Below are 17,447 nucleotides of genomic sequence, written 5' to 3'. Positions count from 1 at the left end.
AAATTAGCTAATTGTTGCCTGCAGGTGCAATAAAATGACCGCTGTCGCGCCCATTTTAGATTAAATCGCTTACGCATGAAGGGCATAGCGCACACTAATCAAAAATAGTGCGAGGTTATTCACGAGCAAGTTAACCGGCCGTTACATTACACCCTTACGCAACATCAGAACAACATCATTTTAATAACATTTTATTTACCAGCGCAGGCCGATTTTCCGACGTCAAAAGGGCATATTCATCACGGCCGGATTTTGTTAAAATGCCGCCCTTTCCTCGCCGCCCGGTCATGTTTATTTTCTTTGGGTCGGCCTTTGTTGCATAAAAATTCATCTATATGCATAATCATGACTTCCATTATCAACATTCCACGGTGCAAAATGCGTAATCCCGCAAAACAGGAAGATCTGATCAAGACGTTCAAAGCGTTATTGAAAGAAGAAAAATTCAGTTCTCAAGGCGAGATCGTTTTGGCGCTGCAAGAAGAAGGCTTCGAAAACATTAACCAATCCAAAGTATCGCGCATGCTGACCAAGTTCGGTGCGGTACGTACGCGCAATGCCAAAATGGAAATGGTGTATTGCCTTCCTGCCGAACTCGGCGTGCCGACCACCACCAGCCCGCTGAAGAACCTGGTGCTGGACGTCGACCATAACGACGCCGTCGTGGTGATCCACACCAGTCCGGGCGCCGCACAGCTGATCGCCCGCCTGCTTGACTCCTTGGGCAAATCCCAGGGCATCCTCGGCACTATCGCCGGCGACGACACGATTTTCGTCACGCCGTCCAGCGGCTTTACCGCTCAGAAGCTGCATGAAGCGATCCTGGGCGTGTTCGAGCAAGAGCTGTGAAACCTGGCGCTAACAAAGTGCGGCTACCGCCCGCATTTTGTTAGCGCTTCTTTAACCCTCGCGTTACCTTTCCGGCCTTCAACCGCGTTTAACACTGCTTTTTTATCCCGCAACAACACATTTCCATGACATATCCATGTAACCAGCAGTACCCACTGTGATCTTCCGCACTTTTGGTCAAAAGCACTTACCTTATTGAAATTACATAAATTTAACATCGAAAGATCGTTTTATGAGCGTTTTTTATTCCTTGTAGTTATAAAAAATAAGAATCATAAGGTTAAAGTTTCACTAGCAACTGTTAGCGAACTATTAATTTTTCGCGTTACTAGCTGTATACTCATTTTCGTGAACTGAATCACAGTTCGTTGGAACTGATAAAAGAATACGATGAGGTGAGATGATGAAAATTAAAGCTACCGTTGCAACCCTGAGCGTTCTGTCCATGCTTTCCTTTGGTGCATTCGCAGCACAATCTGTTGACGCAACCCAGGCCGCAAAACTGCAGCCCGCCGGTGTGATCACCGTGAGCGGCGTCGCCGCTGCGCCTTCCGACATTCGTCAGGCGCTGTCCGATAAAGCCGACGCCAAAGGGGCGACCGCTTACCGCGTGATCGAAGCGCGCAACGACGGCAACTTCCACGCGACCGCTCAAATCTACAAATAAGTACCGGCATTACCCGGCAACGGGCAATACATCTCTGGAATCAAACGCTGTCATAACGGCCTTCAAGAATAAAAATCGCTGCCAAGCCCTTCCAGGCTGTTATGACCAAGGATCGCTATCATGAACATGAAAACTACTCTCGCTGCACTCGGTTTGCTGTCTGTCATCTCCTTTGGCGCGTCTGCCTCCCAGTTGGTGACTAACGATCAGACCGCCAATCTGCAATCTATCGGCACCATTACCGTCAGCGGTATCGACGGCGCACCGACCGACATTCGCCAGGCGCTGTCGGAGAAAGCCGATGCTAAAGGCGCGACCGCCTACCGCGTGATCGAAGCGCGTAACGAAGGCAACTACCACGCCACCGCCGAGATTTACAAATAACAACTCTGGGAACGGTTTTGCAGAGCTGATTACCCTCGTCACTGCCACTGCCGAGTTCTGACGCAAACGCCGATTTCCCAGAGACCCTCTCGTCGTCCTATCCGACGAACCCCGTTGCCCTCGCTCGCGAGGGCTTTTTTATGGGCGTAAAAAAGGCCGCGAATGCGGCCCTTAAGTTGGCTTATGCGGCTGAACAATCAGTAGGTCACCTTCGGCTCCTGCTTTTTCGCCAACGCGTCCAACAGGCGATCGTGAATGCCGCCGAAACCGCCGTTGCTCATCACCAGAATGTGGTCGCCCGGCTGTGCGGTTTTCACCACCATCTCCACCAGCGTGTCGAGATCCGCGCTCCAGTGCGCCGGCTGCACGCAGGCATCCGCCACTTCCGCAACCTGCCACGGAATGTGATGCGGCTGGAACAGGAACACTTCATCGGCACGGCCGAGCGAAGGCGCCAGATCGTTTTTGCTGATGCCCATTTTCATGGTGTTGGATCGCGGCTCCAGCACCGCCAGAATGCGCGCCGTGCCGCCTACCTTGCCGCGCAGCGCGGCCAGAGTGGCCAGGATCGCCGTCGGGTGGTGCGCGAAATCGTCGTAGACCGTGACGCCGTTGGCTTCGCCACGCAGCTCCAGGCGGCGACGGGCGTTGATGAAGTCGCCCAAGGCGCGGCAGGCGTCCGCCGGCTGCACGCCAACGTGACGGGTCGCCGCGATGGCCATCAGGCCGTTATGCATGTTGTGCTCGCCCACCAGCGCCCAGTTCACTTCGCCAACCTGCTCGCCGTCGAGGAACACCGCGTAATGACTGGCGTCCGGCGTCAGCTTCTGCGCGCGCCAGGTGCCCTCTTCGCCCACCAGCTCCTGTTCGCTCCAGCAGCCCATCGCCATCACCTGCTTCAGGTGGCTGTCGTTGTCCGGCAGGATGATCTTGCCTTTTCCCGGCACCAGGCGCACCAGGTGGTGGAATTGTTTCTGAATGGCTTTCAGATCGTCGAAGATATCGGCGTGGTCGAACTCCAGGTTGTTCATGATCAGCGTGCGCGGGCTGTAGTGCACGAACTTGGAGCGCTTGTCGAAGAACGCGCAGTCATACTCGTCGGCCTCGATCACGAAGAACGGGCTGCCGCCGAGGCGAGCCGAGACGTCGAAGTTGCCCGGCACGCCGCCGATGACGAAGCCCGGCTGGTAGCCGCAGGCTTCGAGGATCCAGGTCGCCATGCCGGCGGTGGTGGTTTTGCCGTGGGTGCCGGCGACCGCCAGTACCCAGCGATCGCGCAACACGGCGTCGTGCAGCCACTGCGGGCCGGAAACGTAAGGGATACCACGCTCCAGCACCGCCTCCACGCACGGGTTGCCGCGCGTCATGGCGTTGCCGATGATCACCAGATCCGGCGCCGGATCCAGCTGGGCCGGATCATAACCCTGAATAAGATCGATCCCCTGGTTCTCCAGCAGCGTGCTCATCGGCGGATAGACGTTGGCGTCCGAACCGGTGACGTCATGCCCCAGTGAGCGCGCCAGCATCGCCAGCCCGCCCATAAAGGTGCCACAGATCCCAAGAATGTGAATGCGCATAGGTTTCTCATGTGAGTGCATCGAATGTCGGCATATTCTAACGCTCAGAATCGTCCAGAAGAAATGGATTTGCCTATGAATGGCGCGCATCTTTGGGCTACACTGCTCGCGAAAACGTTGGCGGTTTGTTAACAGGCCGCTATCCATCCGTAGATTCAGGGATTGTGTCATGAAAACGTTAGGCGAATTTATCGTCGAGAAACAGCACGACTTCTCGCACGCCACCGGCGAGCTGACCGCGTTACTTTCTGCCATTAAACTGGGCGCCAAAATCATTCACCGCGACATCAACAAGGCCGGCCTGGTTGATATTCTGGGGACCAGCGGGGTGTCCAACGTACAGGGTGAAGTTCAGATGAAACTGGACCTGTACGCGAACGAAAAACTGAAAGCGGCGTTGAAAGCGCGTGGTGAAGTTGCGGGTATCGCTTCCGAAGAAGAAGATGAAATCGTGATATTCGACGGCGAGCGAGCTGAAAATGCCAAGTATGTCGTATTGATGGATCCGTTGGACGGTTCGTCCAACATCGATGTCAACGTCTCGGTCGGTACGATTTTCTCTATCTATCGTCGCATCACGCCGGTCGGCACGCCGGTGACCGAAGAAGACTTCCTGCAGCCGGGCAGCGCCCAGGTCGCAGCGGGTTACGTGGTTTACGGCTCGTCCACCATGCTGGTGTACACCACCGGTTACGGCGTCCACGCCTTCACGTACGATCCGTCTCTGGGCGTGTTCTGTCTCTCTCACGAGAAAGTGCGTTTCCCGGCGAGCGGCAACATGTATTCCATCAACGAAGGCAACTACATCAAGTTCCCTCTCGGCGTGAAGAAATACATCAAGTACTGCCAGGAGCAGGATGAAGCGACGCAGCGCCCTTACACCTCGCGCTACATCGGTTCTCTGGTGGCGGACTTCCACCGCAACCTGCTGAAAGGCGGCATCTACATCTACCCAAGCACCGCCAGCCACCCGCAAGGCAAACTGCGCCTGCTGTACGAATGCAACCCGATGGCGTTCCTGGCCGAACAGGCCGGCGGCAAGGCCAGCGACGGCAAAAACCGCATTCTGGACATCACGCCGGTGAAACTGCACCAGCGCGCGCCATTCTTCGTCGGCACCAAGTCGATGGTGGAAGACGCAGAACGCTTCATCGCCGAAAACCCGGACGAGTAACGCGTTCTTTGCCAGGGTTCGGCGCCTTGCCGAACCCTTATTGCCTTACAGCTTGAACGCCGCCATGCTCTGCGCCAGCAGCTGAGCCTGATCTTCCAGCGAGCGCGTCGCCGCCGCAGACTCCTCCACCAGCGCCGCATTCTGTTGCGCCACCTGATCCATCTGCGCCACCGCCAGATTCACCTGTTCGATACCGCTGCTTTGTTCGCGCGTCGCCGCCGAGATCTCACGCATCAACGCCGTCACCCGGCCCACTTCACCGGTGATGCCGCTCATGGTCTGCGCCGCCGACTCCACCATCTGTTCGCCTTCCTGCACCCGGTTTTGCGACGCTTCGATCAGCCCTTTGATCTCTTTCGCCGACTGGGCGCTGCGTTGCGCCAGGTTGCGCACTTCACCGGCCACCACCGCGAAACCGCGGCCCTGTTCGCCGGCGCGCGCGGCTTCCACCGCCGCGTTCAGCGCCAGGATGTTGGTCTGGAAGGCGATGCCGTCCATCACGCTGATGATATCGGCGATGCGGCGCGAACTGTCGGTGATCGCCTGCATCTTGCTCATCACCTGGCTGACCACCTCACTGCCCTGGTTGGCGATATCGGACACGCTCAGCGCCAGCTGGTTGGCCTGTTCACAGTTCTCGGCGTTCATTTTTACCGTCGAGGTCAGCTGTTCCATGCTGGCGGCGGTCTCTTCCAGCGACGCGGCCGATTCTTCGGTGCGCTGCGCCAAATGCAGGTTGCCGGCCGCCAGTTCGCGCGAACCGGTGTCGATCTGGCTGCTGGCGTCGCGCACTTTGCTGACCGAACTGGCCAGCGCCTGCTGCATGCGCTGCATCGCCCGCACCAGGCGCCCCATCTCGGTATCGCCCTCGCCGCGGATCTCGTGGGTCAGATCGCCGCCGGCGATGTGTTCCAGCTGCGCGATGGACTCATCCAGCGGACGCAAAATGATCACGCGCAGCGCGAACCAGGCCAGCAACGCCAACAGCACGCTGAGCAGGCCCGCCACCACGATCAGCGAGATCTTGGTGCTGGCGTTGCTTTCCGCCTCATACACCTGCTTCTCGCCGAGCTTCATGGCGAAGCTGCGGAAATCGGTGAGATCCTTTTCAAACGCGATGCTCAAGGCGGAAATGCGCGTCTCCTGGATATGGTAATACTCATCGATCTTGCCGGCCTTGATGGCGGCGGCCATCGGCTTCACGCCCTGCTCCAGATAGGCGCGATAGCTGTTTTGCAGGCGGCTGGAGAGTTCGCGGCCGCGCTCGGTCACGGTGCCGACGCCGACAAAGCGCGCCATTTCCTTGTTCGACTGCTCGAGGTAGCCGTAGATGCGGCCCACGGTGGCGTCGGAGACATCAGTCTGGCCGATCTCCCGTTGGCGCACCGCCAGCGAGGCGGCGGTTCGGGCGCGCAGCGTCAGGTTGGAGCTGTTGGCCAGCGAGCCCAGCTCTTCGCCGAGGATCTGGTTTAAGGTATGGATCGAGCGCGATCCTTCGTTAATCGCGTTGACGCCAATAACGCTGACCATGATCAACAGCATGGTCATCAGGCTCAGCAGGGCGATCAGCCCAGCCTTCACCGTAATCTTTTTTAGCATGAGTTCTTCCCGGCTTCAGAATAGTGAGATCAGACGTAGTAGGGGTGGCAAAACGCGGAGCCAGCTTTGCTGGCTCATTATTGTTTGTTGAAGTTATCGGCAGGCGGAGGCAAAACTTCATGCCGCGGCGGGATTAATCTGGAAATTATCCCTGCGTCGGCGCGCGGGGTTTTCGACGATGAAAAGGGCAGGAAATCGCAAAAGAGTCCGCTATAATAGCCGCCACTCCATTTCTGGTTTGATGATTAAAGGAAACCGACATGAGCTTGAATCTGGTCCCTGCTGGCAAAGACCTGCCGGAAGACATCTACGTAGTAATCGAAATCCCGGCCAACGCCGATCCAATCAAATACGAAATCGACAAAGAAACCGGCGCGCTGTTCGTTGACCGTTTCATGTCCACCGCGATGTTCTACCCGTGCAACTACGGCTACATCAACCACACCCTGTCTCTGGACGGTGACCCGGTTGACGTGCTGGTTCCAACCCCATACCCGCTGCAGCCGGGCTCCGTGATCCGCTGCCGTCCGGTTGGCGTGCTGAAAATGACCGACGAAGCCGGTGAAGACGCCAAGCTGGTTGCGGTGCCGCACAGCAAGCTGACCAAAGAGTACGATCACGTGAAAGACGTGAACGACCTGCCGGAACTGCTGAAAGCCCAGATCGCTCACTTCTTTGAGCACTACAAAGATCTGGAAAAAGGCAAATGGGTGAAAGTGGAAGGCTGGGCAGACGCTGCCGCGGCTAAAGCGGAAATCATCGCCTCCTTCGAACGCGCTGCCAAGAAGTAATTCCAGCCGCCGTCCGATGAAAAAACACCGCTCATTGAGCGGTGTTTTTTTTCTTACTGTTCTTCGAGACGCTTCAGCCAGTCACCGCTGGTAATTCGCGGGTAACCGTCCACGCTGTGTTTGTACAGGTAGATCCACGCACTCCCATAAGGCGTCTGAATCAGCTCGCGCTTATAGTCCTTGGTGTTGCTTTTCAGTTCGTCCAGCTCTGCCAGAATCGATGAGTTAATACGATACACCTCGCAATGTATCGTGCCCTCTCCAGGGATCGCCGCCGGGTAATGGCCCAGATTGTAAATCTGATAGCCTTCGAGCTCGTGCTCGCCGAGCCATTGGGCGTTGGTCATCCAATGGCTGTTTCCCTGTTTGCGTCGTAAACTGCCGTAGACAATTATTCGCATCGCTAAAACTCAAACTGATAGAGCAAATCTAATGCCTGGTCGAGACCAGACACCGCTTCAAGATACAACTTAGGCATCAGGCGATAACGCAACGTCAGCGTGGCCAGCGAGTCGAAAATGCCCACCCCATATTTTACTTGTAAGCCTGGGAGGACATAGCCGCTCACGACAACCTGGGAATTGTCGCCAACCCCTTGAGTGTCCAGAGCCAAATTACTCACGCCGAATGCCTCGCCGATTTTACCCACAAGTTGACCACTTTGTGCAACCCCCATGCCGATTAACATCGACGTCATGGCGTTGCCGTCGGCGCCTGAGCTGTTCAAGCCCTGGCCGCGCAGCAGATAAGACAGGGCTTCCTGTTGCGATTTGGCCGGATCGGAGAACACTTCCAGCTTCGGCGCATCCGCCAGGCCGGTCACGCGCACGCCGGCGGTCACGTCGTCCTCGGTGGATTCCGGGTTGCGGATCGCTTCGATATTGAGCAGCGGCTGATCCGGCGGGCCGGAGAACATCAGCTGCCCTTTACGCACGATCAAATCCTGACCATAAGCATGGAAGCGACCGGAAGGGATGTCAATCTGGCCATTGAGGCCCAGCCCTTTCTTGTCCTGCACCACTTTCAAATCACCCTTCAAGCGGGCTTTGAGGCCGAAGGCGTCAAGCCGCACGTCATTGCCGACGTGGATCATCAGGTTGCTGTTGATCGGAATCGAGGCGGTCTTCGGTTGAATCGGCTTCAGCTGGTCGTCCAGCATCACTTCGTCGGAAGAGACGCCCACCGCGCTTTCCGGCAGCTCCTGCACCGTGATGCGCGCCCAAGGGATGTCGACCTTGCCGTTGAGCGAGAACAGCTGCGGCGTGGCTTCGAACACCAGATCCGGCGACACGTCGATGCGGATCATCGGCGGCACCGTCACCCGCAGCTTGTCGCCCTTGGCGGCAATGCGCGCACGCCAGGCGTTGATGTCACGCCAGTCGGCATCGCCCGCCAGATTCAGCTGGCCGCGCGTGGTGCTGAGCAGCCCTTCCAGCGTCGATGTCATGCCATTGAAATTCACCGCCAGCCGCGCGTCGGTCATATCGAACGGCATCCAGTGGCCCTGCACCTTCGCCCGATCCAACGCCAGACGCCCGAACACCAGCGGCTTCTGCGCGCTGCCGCCCAGACGCAGGTTGGCGTTCAGCATGCCTGCAGCGCTTTCGCCCTTCATCAGCGCCGGGTTAATCAGCGCCAACGAAATGTTGGTGATATTGACGTTGCCGCTGATGGTGCGCCGCACCTGCGGATCCGCCACCTGAATATTGCCGTCGAACTGGCCGTTGTTGGTCAGTTTGATCCGCCAGTCGGCCTGCGCGCGGCCGTTGTTCAGACCGGCGTTGAGGGTCAGCGTATCGAAGGCGATCGGCAGCGCGTTGCCCTGCACCTGCTGCACCACCTTGACGCCGTTGCCGGCCAACGTGACCTTCGCCTCCGGCAGCGCGCCGCCCGGTTTCCAACTGACGTCGGCCCGGCCGGTGAACACGCCGCTCAGGGCGGTCTCCGGGCCGAGGAACGGCTTGATCATCGCCAGATCGAACCGGTTGAGCACCACGCTGGCCTGGCCGCTCTGGCCGGCTTCGATGGTCTTCGGCACGCACAGCTCGGCGTTCGGGTTCTGCCAACAGTGCGGCCCGATGCTGATTTTCTGCGCGGTGTTCAGGTAGTCCAGCGCGATGGCGCGCGTCAGGCGCCACTCCCCCACCGGCGTATCGAAGCGGGTATTGTTCAGATTGCCGCGCCAGCGCTGCTGCTGACGATCGAAGCTGCCCTGCAGCGCCAGCTGGCCGGAGACCGGCTTACCGTCGATCTTCAACTGCAGCTGATGCTGCTTCTCGCTGCCTTTGGCGTCGAGGGTCAGCAGGCTGACTTCCAGCGCGTCCTGCTTCAGTTGCTCGACGCGTACCACCAGCTGCCCCTGGATCTGATCCGTGGAGCGCACGTCACCGTCGATCTTCACCCGGTTGATGCGCAGCGCCTGCCACTGCAAGCCGGAGGCGGTCAAATCCGCCAGCAGCTGAGGCGCCTGCAGATTGCCGCGCAGCTTCAGCAGCCCTTTGGCGGTGCCGCCCAGGCCCGGCAGCGCGCCGTCCAGACGCGGCGCGTCGATGTTGGCGTCCAGGTTCCAGCTCTTCTCGTCCAGCTGTCCTTTGACGTTCAGCTGGTTGCGCCCCAACGTCAGATCGATGCCGGGGATTTTCCACTGCCCGGCGGCGTTGCCGCTCAGCGTGCCGCGCGCCGTGACCTTGTTCTGCTTCACGTTGCCGTCCAGCTGCAGCACCGGCACCTGCAGCTGCCAGCTGCCGCCGTGCAGGCTGCCGCGCGTGGTGATCTTGCCGTCGAGTTTCGCCGGCCATTCCGGCCACTGCTTGGCGGTATTGATGCCGCTCAGCGTCAATTGCGAGTTCCAGCTGATGGCCTTGCTCCAGTCCACCAGCGCGGTGAGATCGGTATTGCCCTGCAGCGCCGCCAGCCGCAGGCGCTCCAGCTTGAACTGCTCGACGTTGCCTTTGCCGTCCAGCGTCAGCACCGCCGGCGGCAGATCCTGACCTTTCAGATTGGCGCGCGTCGACAACGCATAGTCGGTCGCCTTGCCGTTAAAGCGCAGGCGGAAATCGTTAACCTGGTACTGCGCCTCGCCGCTCAGCGGCCATTTCAGCTGTTTGCTCTGCAGCGTCAGCGCCAGCGGCAGGCCGGCTTCGGCCAGCCGGGTTTGCACATCGAGCTGGGCGCCGACCGGGCCGGACAGGTTCAGCGCGACTTTCAACTCATCACGCAACCCGCCGCCGATGTTCAGCTTCACCTTCTCGCCCTTCAACGGGTCGATGTTCAATGCGCTGTTGGCGGTCAGGGCCACCGGCCAATCGCCGGTCAGGGTCGCCTGCCCCTGCACCGACAACGTGCCCTGCGGCGACTTCACGTCGAAGTTGTCCAGTTGGATATGCTGATCCTGCGTGCTGGCCTGCAGCAACAGACTCGTGATCAGCACGTCGGTATCGCCGGTCAAGCGCAGCTGTTCGCCGCTGATCTCTTTCACGGTGATATCCAGCGGCAGGCGGATGTCCGGCAGATCCGGCAACAGCGGTTTGGCGAACAGTTCTTTCAGCGTTTCGCCAAGCGGCTTCTCTTCCGGCTGCGGCGCCGGTTTCGCCGCGTCGGTAACCTGCTCACCGACCTTTTTCGCCACCTCGACCGCGGGTTGCACCGCTTCCGGCAACGGATTTTGCGGCGTTTTCGGCAAGGCGATCAGCAACGAGCCGATCTTGGTCGGCATCAGCGTCAGCGCGCGCTCTTGCCACTGCGCGCCGGTGCGGAACTCGGCCAGAGAAATGGCGGTGTCGTCGACGGTGACCTTAACGTTGTTCAGCGCCAGCAGGCGCAGGGTGATCGGATAAGGCGTACTGAGATTGGTGGTCGGCTCACTGCTCTCCTCTACCGGCGCGGAGGGCGCCATCTCTTTGGTGTTCACCGCCACGTCCACGTCCTGAGCGGTCAAGGCGTTGACGCACAGCGAGCTGCGTTTAAAGCAGGAGAGATCGAGGGACAAATGGAATTGCCCGGCGTTGACCGTCACGCCCGGCATCTGATACTTCACGCCCTTCAGCGTCAGATCGCGCCAGCCGCCGCTGACGCCGGCGATCTCCAGCCCCGGCACCCAGCGCGCCGCGCCGTTGATGACCATATGCAAACCGGTGGTGGTCCCCACCAGAAAGGCCAGCCCGCCGATCAGCAGCAGCAGAACGACCAGAAATCCGAGACAAATCTTTTTAACCAGGCTCATAGTTCAGGCCCCAAACCGATGTAGAACTGCATCCCGTGAGTGTCCTTGTCTCCCACGGGCGCGGCGATATCCAGCTTCACCGGCCCCACCGGCGACTGCCAGCGCACGCCTACGCCGGCGCCGGTCTTGAAGTTGCTCTGCTTGATATCGTTCACCGCTTCACCGGAATCGACGAACATCGCCCCCCACCATTTGCCGGTCACGTTGTATTGATACTCCAGCGAGCCGGTCAGCATCTTGGAGGCGCCGGTCAGCTTGCCGTCGTCGCCGCGCGGAGAAATGTCTTTGTACTTGTAGCCGCGAATGCTGCGGTCACCGCCGGCGAAGAAGCGCAAATCCGGCGGCACCTTGTCGAAGTCGTTGGTTTCTATCCATCCCACCTGCCCGCGCGCCACGAAACGATGCTTGTCGGCAAGCGTGCGGATCCAGACGTTCTGCGCCTGCATCAGCGCGAAGTCCACGCCCGAGCCCCAGGTGGTGTCGGATACGTCGATGGAGTAGCGCTGGCTGTCGCCCCAGGTCGGCATCAGGCCGCCGCGCGAGCGGGTGCGGTTGAAGCTGACGCCGGGGTACAGCAGCATGGTGGTGTTGCTGACGTTGCCCTGGGTAAAGTTATCCCAGCGCCAGGTCAGGTTGATCGCCCGCTGCCAACCGCTGGAGAGATCCCAGTTGCGCGAGGCCACCACTTTGGAGGTCACGGATTTGGTGTCGTTAAGGTCGACGTTCTTGAGCCCGCCCTGCAGCAGGTAATACTGCTCCAGCGGATTCTTCAGCAGCGGGATCTTATAGGTCAGATCCAGCTGCTGCTCCGGCGCCGACACGCTGGCGCTGGTTTCCAGGCTGTGGCCGCGATCGTTGAGCCAGGGCTTTTTCCAGGTGCCTTTCACCCGCGGGCCGACGTCGGTGGAGTAACCGATACCGGTTTCGATGGTATTGCGCGTACGCGGCGTTACCAGCGCGTCCAACGGCAAAATCTTGTTCTCTTTGGCATCGTTGAAATCAGGGGACACCACCACCGAGTTGAACCAGTTGGTGGCGGACAAACGGCGGTTCAGCTCGGCCAAATCCTCCGAACTGTAGTAATCCCCCTGATGAAAGGGCACCAGATTTTGCAGATAGTCTTCGCGGATTTGCGAACCGGTGAATTTCACCTTGCCGAAGCGGTAACGTTCGCCGCTGTTGAAATCGATATCCCAAAACGCCTTGTGCAGATCTTCTGCCACGCCGAGCTGGCTTTTGGTCATGTCGGCGTCGAAGTAGCCTTTGCGCAGCGCCAGGCCGGTCAGCGAGCCTTTGAAACTGTCATACTTGCCGTGGTTGAGGATCTCGCCGATGGTCGGCCGATCCTTCTTTACCAGCGCCAGGTAGTCCTCATCGGTCTTCGCGCCACCTTCCAGCACGATGTTGGCGCCGGCGATGCGCACCGGTTCGCCCGGATTGACCTTGGCATGCAGCACCGGACGCGACATCCCCGGCCGATCGTCCAGCGTAAACTCGATGGTCGGCTGGTAATAACCGAGCGCGCGCAGCCCCTGGCGCACCGCCTCATCCACCCGTGCGCGGAAGCGACCGTCGGTGCCGACCTCTTCAGGCGTGATCGACGACAGCCGCACCCGGACGTTTTTTTCCAACTCTCCGCTTAACCCCTCCACCTGCAGCCGCACGTTGGCCGCATAGGCTGCAGGTGCCGCAAGCAACACAGATATCAAGCACATGACCGGGTACTTTGGCACGTGTTCTCCTTATTGATTTTACTTTCCTGTTATGGTGTTCGCTCCGGGGCCAGGGCAGACTCCGCGCTATCATGACGGCAGCCCTCTTCAACCTTCTTCCGGACGCCGCCCGCCGCGCTTTGCCGCCGCGCAACAGGCGAATTCTTCACTTTTGGCGCTCAAAATACTGCGTTAAGCTTATACAAAATCCCACTTGCCGCTTATTGTGGGCAAAGACGCGGTGAGATACAACCGAACCGCCGCCATGTAGGGTCAATTCTTACTGTGACAACAGGAGTCAACCGTGGTGCCATTTTTTGATAAATCACAAACCGTCGATAAGGCAAGCGCGCTGCCTGGCCGCACCACGCCAATGCCTGTCGCAACGCTCAACGTCGTCACCGAACACTCGATGACTCAGGTGCCGGCCGGCATGGAAGTGGCGATCTTCGCCATGGGCTGTTTCTGGGGCGTTGAGCGTCTGTTCTGGCAACAGCCGGGCGTCTACAGCACCGCCGCCGGCTACAGCGGCGGCTACACGCCGAACCCGACCTACCGCGAAGTGTGCAGCGGCCAGACCGGCCACGCCGAAGTGGTGCGCGTGGTGTTCGATCCGCAGGTCGTCAGCTACAAGCAGCTGCTGCAGGTGTTCTGGGAAAATCACGATCCGGCGCAGGGCATGCGCCAGGGCGGCGACGTCGGCACGCAGTACCGCTCGGCGATTTACACGCTGAGCCCAGAGCAGCAGGCCGAGGCGGAAAGCAGCCTGCAACGCTTCCAGCAGGCGATGGCGGCGGCGGGCGACAAGCGCGTCATCACCACCGAGATCGCGCCGGCGCTGCCGTTCTATTATGCGGAAGACGATCACCAGCAGTACCTGTTCAAAAACCCGGAAGGTTACTGCGGGCTGGGCGGCATCGGCGTTTGCCTGCCGCCGCAGGGCTGATCCGATGCCGGCCGGCGGCACTTTTTTAACCGCTGGCGGCCCCTGTGGGGCAACTGCTATACTGTACGGGCCGCTTCTGCGGCCCGATAGCTTCTCTTCTGGTTGTTATCGCTGCTTTTTTTACTATGTACTACCCTTCCTCAAGAGCGCCGGCATCCCGTCGGCACGTATGGATAGATTATGTTAAACAGTATTTTACTGATTCTTTTTCTGATCGCGGTGAGTGCGTTTTTCTCACTGTCGGAAATCTCTCTGGCCGCCTCGCGCAAGATCAAACTGAAGCTGATGGCGGATGAAGGCAACATCAACGCCGCCAGAGTGCTTAAACTGCAAGAAACCCCAGGCATCTTCTTCACCGTGGTGCAGATCGGCCTGAACGCCGTGGCCATCCTCGGCGGTATCGTCGGCGACGCGGCTTTTTCCCCCACGTTCAAGGTGGTGTTTGATCGCTTCCTGTCGCCCGAACTGGCGGAACAGGTCAGTTTCATCTGCTCCTTCGTGCTGGTGACCAGCCTGTTTATCCTGTTCGCCGATTTGACCCCGAAGCGCATCGGTATGATTGCACCAGAGACGGTCGCCGTCCGGATCATCAACCCGATGCGTTTCTCCATCATGATCTTCCGCCCGCTGGTGTGGTTCTTCAACGGCATGGCCAACCTGATCTTCCGCATGTTCAAGCTGCCGATGGTGCGTAAAGACGACATCACCTCCGATGACATCTACGCGGTGGTGGAAGCCGGCGCCCTGGCGGGCGTGCTGCGCAAGCAGGAGCACGAGCTGATTGAAAACGTGTTCGAACTGGAATCGCGCACCGTGCCGTCTTCGATGACCTCGCGCGAAAGCGTGGTGTACTTCGATCTGCGCGAAAGCGAAGAGAGCATCAAGGAGAAGGTCTCGACCCATCCGCACTCCAAGTTCCTGGTGTGCGACGGCCATATCGATCAGGTGGTGGGTTATGTCGATTCCAAAGACCTGCTGAACCGCGTGCTGGGCAACCAGAGCCTGGTGCTGAGCAGCGGCGTGCAGATCCGCTCGGCGCTGATTGTGCCGGACACGTTGACGCTGTCCGAAGCGCTGGAAAGCTTCAAAACCGCCGGCGAAGACTTCGCGGTGATCCTCAATGAATATGCGTTGGTGGTGGGCATCATCACCCTTAACGACGTGATGACCACGCTGATGGGCGATCTGGTCGGCCAGGGCCAGGAAGAGCAGATCGTGGCGCGCGACGAAAGCTCATGGCTGATTGAAGGCGGCACGCCGATCGACGACGTGATGCGCGTGCTGGATATCGACGAGTTCCCGCAGGCGGGCAACTACGAAACCATTGGCGGCTTTATGATGTACATGCTGCGCAAGATCCCGAAACGCACCGACTTCGTCAAATACGCCGGCTACAAGTTCGAAGTGGTGGATATCGACAGCTACAAGATAGATCAGCTGCTGGTCACCCGGCTGAGCGACAAACCGGCGGCGGTGCTGCCGAAAGCGCCGGACGACACGCCTGCGGCCTGACGGCGCGAAGGACAAAAACATCAGCGGCCCCATCGGGGCCGCATTTTTTTACCGCTGTCAGCGCCGTGTTCAGCTGACCTCGGCCTGCAGCAGCAGCACCTGGCGGTTCACTTCGGACATCACGCTGAAATGGCGCTTGTCGCGAATCTTCGGCGGCAGGATTTTCCCCTCGTCGAATTCAAATGCGCCCACGTCCTTGATATACAGCCTTCCGCGAAACAGGGTCTTAACGTACTTCGCCACTTTCAAAGGGTTATAACGCTGGAAGATTCTCATTCTTTTACGCTCCTCCCGTTGATCCATGCGCTCAGCGAGCCGCCAAAGGTGGCAGCCTCGAAATTCAGAACGCAACTTGATTGCATGTAGTAGACCCAGTAAAGACCAGATCGTTCACTTCCGCCCGGTGATCTGCACTGGATTTACACTTTTTGACAGAATTGTATATGATGATTTATAACGTTTTCAGGATATCCCTTCAAAATCTGATGATTAGCGAACCAAGGGAAAAACTGCGATCCGGTTAACAGGACAGACCTCTTATCACATCCTATGCTTTAGGCTGTCGAAGTGCTGTCGCACAAATTCCCCCATTTACAAGGAGAAAGCATGAAAACAAGTCGCATGCTGATGGTATCCCTGCTGCTCGCCCCGCTTTTCGCTTCCGCGCACAACTTCCAGCTCCAGCAGCGCGTGGCGCCGGTTGGCGTCAGCGATAAAGGAGAGCTCAATTACGCTGACGGTAATTTTAGCTACCAGAATTGGAACAGCGCGCAGCTCAGTGGAAAAGTGCGGGTGATACAGCACATTGCCGGTCGCAGCTCCGCCAAAGACATGAACGACCCACTGATTGAAGCGATTAAGAAGGCGAAACTACCACACGATCGTTACCAAACGACGACAATCGTCAACACCGACGATGCCCTGATGGGCACCGCCATGTTCGTGCGCAGCAGCATCGAAGACAGCAAGAAAGAGTTCCCGTGGTCGCAGTTTATCGTCGACAGCGACGGCAACGTGCGCAAAGCCTGGGATCTGCAGCCGAAAGGTTCCGCCATCGTGGTGCTGGATAAGCAAGGGCGCATTCAGTTCGCCAAAGACGGCGCGCTGACGCCGGAAGAGGTGCAGCAGGTGATGTCCAAGCTGCACCAGCTGTTGGCGAACTGATTCAGAACAGCGACACCCGGAAGCCGGGGTTGAGGAAAGATTCACGCGGGGTATAGAGCAACGGCTTGCCCTGCCAATCGTGAATTTGCGCCCCGGCGGCCACCGCCACCGCGTGTCCTGCAGCGGTATCCCAAATGTTGGTCGGCCCGAAGCGCGGATAAAGCTGCGCCTTACCTTCCGCCACCAGGCAGAACTTCAGTGAGGAACCGACGGACACGGTCTGGTGCTCGCCCAGCTGCTGCAGATAGTCTTTCAATTCGTCGTCGATATGCGAGCGGCTCACCACCACCAGCGGCGGATGCGCGTTGCTGACGCCGATCGCCTGCCGCACGCCCTTCTCTTCTTTCCAGGCCTTGCCGCGCTCCGCCAGGTACAACACGTCGATCGCCGGGGCGTACACCACGCCCATCACCGCCTGCCCGTCTTCAATCAAGGCGATATTGACCGTGAACTCGCCATTGCGATGCAAGAACTCTTTGGTGCCGTCCAGCGGATCGACCAGCCAGTAGCGCGTCCAGTTGCGGCGCTCTTCCCACGCCGGCGGATCCTCTTCCGACAGCAGCGGCACCTCCGGCGTCAGGGCCGCCAGGCCGCGCTTGATGATGTGATGCGCCGCCAGATCGGCCGCCGTCACCGGTGAGTCATCTTTTTTCTGTGCGACATCAAGCGGTTGTTCACCGTCGTACACCGCCATGATCGCCGCCCCCGCCTCGCGGGACAGTTGGCAAATTCGCTCTAACATCATGCACCTCAACTCTGCATCTCCGTGGGAAATTTCCCTCTGTCTCTGCTAGCAGACTAGTTTTTTTTACGCCGAATATCCATCTCAACCGGCTAAGCCGCGGGAATT

15 protein-coding genes are annotated in these 17,447 nt (G+C 58.9%); 8 read left to right on the top strand and 7 right to left on the bottom strand.

The window, feature by feature from the left end; genetic code table 11:
- Positions 1-378: 378 nt before the first annotated feature.
- From argR to yhcN (SERRSCBI_RS01975), 3 genes are all read left to right on the top strand, one after another.
- The gene (gene argR, locus SERRSCBI_RS01985; RefSeq protein ID WP_016929335.1) at positions 379-849 is read left to right on the top strand and encodes a transcriptional regulator ArgR; all 471 of its coding nucleotides are present in this window, start codon (positions 379-381) and stop codon (positions 847-849) included.
- Positions 850-1,252: 403 nt separating this feature from the next.
- Positions 1,253-1,516 (top strand): peroxide/acid stress response protein YhcN, encoded by a 264-nt coding sequence (yhcN, locus tag SERRSCBI_RS01980; RefSeq protein WP_042785630.1) that lies wholly within the window; start codon positions 1,253-1,255, stop codon positions 1,514-1,516.
- A 120-nt stretch (positions 1,517-1,636) separates the two neighbouring features.
- Positions 1,637-1,900, top strand: coding sequence for a peroxide/acid stress response protein YhcN (gene yhcN / locus SERRSCBI_RS01975; RefSeq protein WP_042783529.1), 264 nt, complete (start codon positions 1,637-1,639; stop codon positions 1,898-1,900).
- Between the two features lie 197 nt (positions 1,901-2,097).
- On the opposite strand, the gene mpl is transcribed toward yhcN (SERRSCBI_RS01975), so the two are convergent.
- Complete coding sequence (gene mpl / locus SERRSCBI_RS01970) at positions 2,098-3,477, bottom strand: UDP-N-acetylmuramate:L-alanyl-gamma-D-glutamyl-meso-diaminopimelate ligase (RefSeq protein WP_033651482.1); 1,380 nt, start codon at positions 3,475-3,477, stop codon at positions 2,098-2,100.
- A gap of 169 nt (positions 3,478-3,646) precedes the next feature.
- Here mpl and fbp point away from each other — a divergent pair, with 169 nt between their 5' ends.
- Positions 3,647-4,651 carry a class 1 fructose-bisphosphatase gene (fbp, locus tag SERRSCBI_RS01965; protein WP_004933587.1) on the top strand — a complete coding sequence of 335 codons (1,005 nt, stop codon included), beginning with the start codon at positions 3,647-3,649 and terminating at the stop codon, positions 4,649-4,651.
- Positions 4,652-4,696: 45 nt separating this feature from the next.
- Here fbp and SERRSCBI_RS01960 read toward each other — a convergent pair whose 3' ends face one another.
- Positions 4,697-6,250, bottom strand: a complete 1,554-nt coding sequence (locus SERRSCBI_RS01960) for a methyl-accepting chemotaxis protein (RefSeq protein ID WP_033651483.1) — start codon at positions 6,248-6,250, stop codon at positions 4,697-4,699.
- Positions 6,251-6,510: 260 nt separating this feature from the next.
- Between SERRSCBI_RS01960 and ppa the strand changes: the two genes are divergently transcribed.
- Positions 6,511-7,041, top strand: a complete 531-nt coding sequence (gene ppa, locus SERRSCBI_RS01955; protein WP_004933594.1) for an inorganic diphosphatase — start codon at positions 6,511-6,513, stop codon at positions 7,039-7,041.
- Positions 7,042-7,094: 53 nt separating this feature from the next.
- Here ppa and SERRSCBI_RS01950 read toward each other — a convergent pair whose 3' ends face one another.
- Genes SERRSCBI_RS01950 through SERRSCBI_RS01940 form a run of 3 tightly spaced genes read right to left on the bottom strand, consistent with a single transcriptional unit; the run spans position 7,095 to position 12,978 of the window.
- Positions 7,095-7,442: a gamma-glutamylcyclotransferase gene (locus SERRSCBI_RS01950; RefSeq protein WP_025159589.1), complete on the bottom strand. Its 348-nt coding sequence runs from the start codon at positions 7,440-7,442 to the stop codon at positions 7,095-7,097.
- A gap of 2 nt (positions 7,443-7,444) precedes the next feature.
- On the bottom strand, positions 7,445-11,263 hold the full coding sequence (locus SERRSCBI_RS01945; RefSeq protein ID WP_042783528.1) for a translocation/assembly module TamB domain-containing protein: 3,819 nt from the start codon (positions 11,261-11,263) through the stop codon (positions 7,445-7,447).
- On the bottom strand, positions 11,260-12,978 hold the full coding sequence (locus tag SERRSCBI_RS01940; RefSeq protein ID WP_169539905.1) for an autotransporter assembly complex family protein: 1,719 nt from the start codon (positions 12,976-12,978) through the stop codon (positions 11,260-11,262). Before SERRSCBI_RS01940 ends, SERRSCBI_RS01945 begins: the two co-directional genes overlap by 4 nt.
- A 304-nt stretch (positions 12,979-13,282) precedes the next feature.
- On the opposite strand from SERRSCBI_RS01940, the gene msrA reads away from it, so the two are divergent.
- Both msrA and SERRSCBI_RS01930 read left to right on the top strand, forming a co-directional pair.
- Positions 13,283-13,921 (top strand): peptide-methionine (S)-S-oxide reductase MsrA, encoded by a 639-nt coding sequence (gene msrA, locus SERRSCBI_RS01935; RefSeq protein ID WP_089195519.1) that lies wholly within the window; start codon positions 13,283-13,285, stop codon positions 13,919-13,921.
- 180 nt (positions 13,922-14,101) lie between these two features.
- A complete protein-coding gene (locus SERRSCBI_RS01930; protein WP_042783527.1) occupies positions 14,102-15,433 on the top strand; it encodes a hemolysin family protein in 1,332 nt (443 codons plus the stop codon).
- Between the two features lie 69 nt (positions 15,434-15,502).
- Here the strand turns inward: SERRSCBI_RS01930 and SERRSCBI_RS01925 are convergent, their stop codons facing one another.
- Positions 15,503-15,709 carry a DUF1107 domain-containing protein gene (locus SERRSCBI_RS01925; protein WP_042783526.1) on the bottom strand — a complete coding sequence of 69 codons (207 nt, stop codon included), beginning with the start codon at positions 15,707-15,709 and terminating at the stop codon, positions 15,503-15,505.
- 330 nt (positions 15,710-16,039) lie between these two features.
- Between SERRSCBI_RS01925 and SERRSCBI_RS01920 the strand changes: the two genes are divergently transcribed.
- Positions 16,040-16,597 (top strand): YtfJ family protein, encoded by a 558-nt coding sequence (locus SERRSCBI_RS01920; RefSeq protein ID WP_025159587.1) that lies wholly within the window; start codon positions 16,040-16,042, stop codon positions 16,595-16,597.
- A gap of 1 nt (position 16,598) precedes the next feature.
- Here SERRSCBI_RS01920 and cysQ read toward each other — a convergent pair whose 3' ends face one another.
- Positions 16,599-17,339 (bottom strand): 3'(2'),5'-bisphosphate nucleotidase CysQ, encoded by a 741-nt coding sequence (cysQ, locus tag SERRSCBI_RS01915; protein WP_033644177.1) that lies wholly within the window; start codon positions 17,337-17,339, stop codon positions 16,599-16,601.
- Positions 17,340-17,447: the final 108 nt, after the last annotated feature.

Origin of the sequence: Serratia sp. SCBI (assembly GCF_000747565.1) — a bacterium.
GTDB classification, from domain to species: domain Bacteria; phylum Pseudomonadota; class Gammaproteobacteria; order Enterobacterales; family Enterobacteriaceae; genus Serratia; species Serratia ureilytica.
The sequence above is the reverse complement of the archived record's forward strand: the minus strand, read 5'-3'. Positions and strand labels throughout refer to the sequence as shown.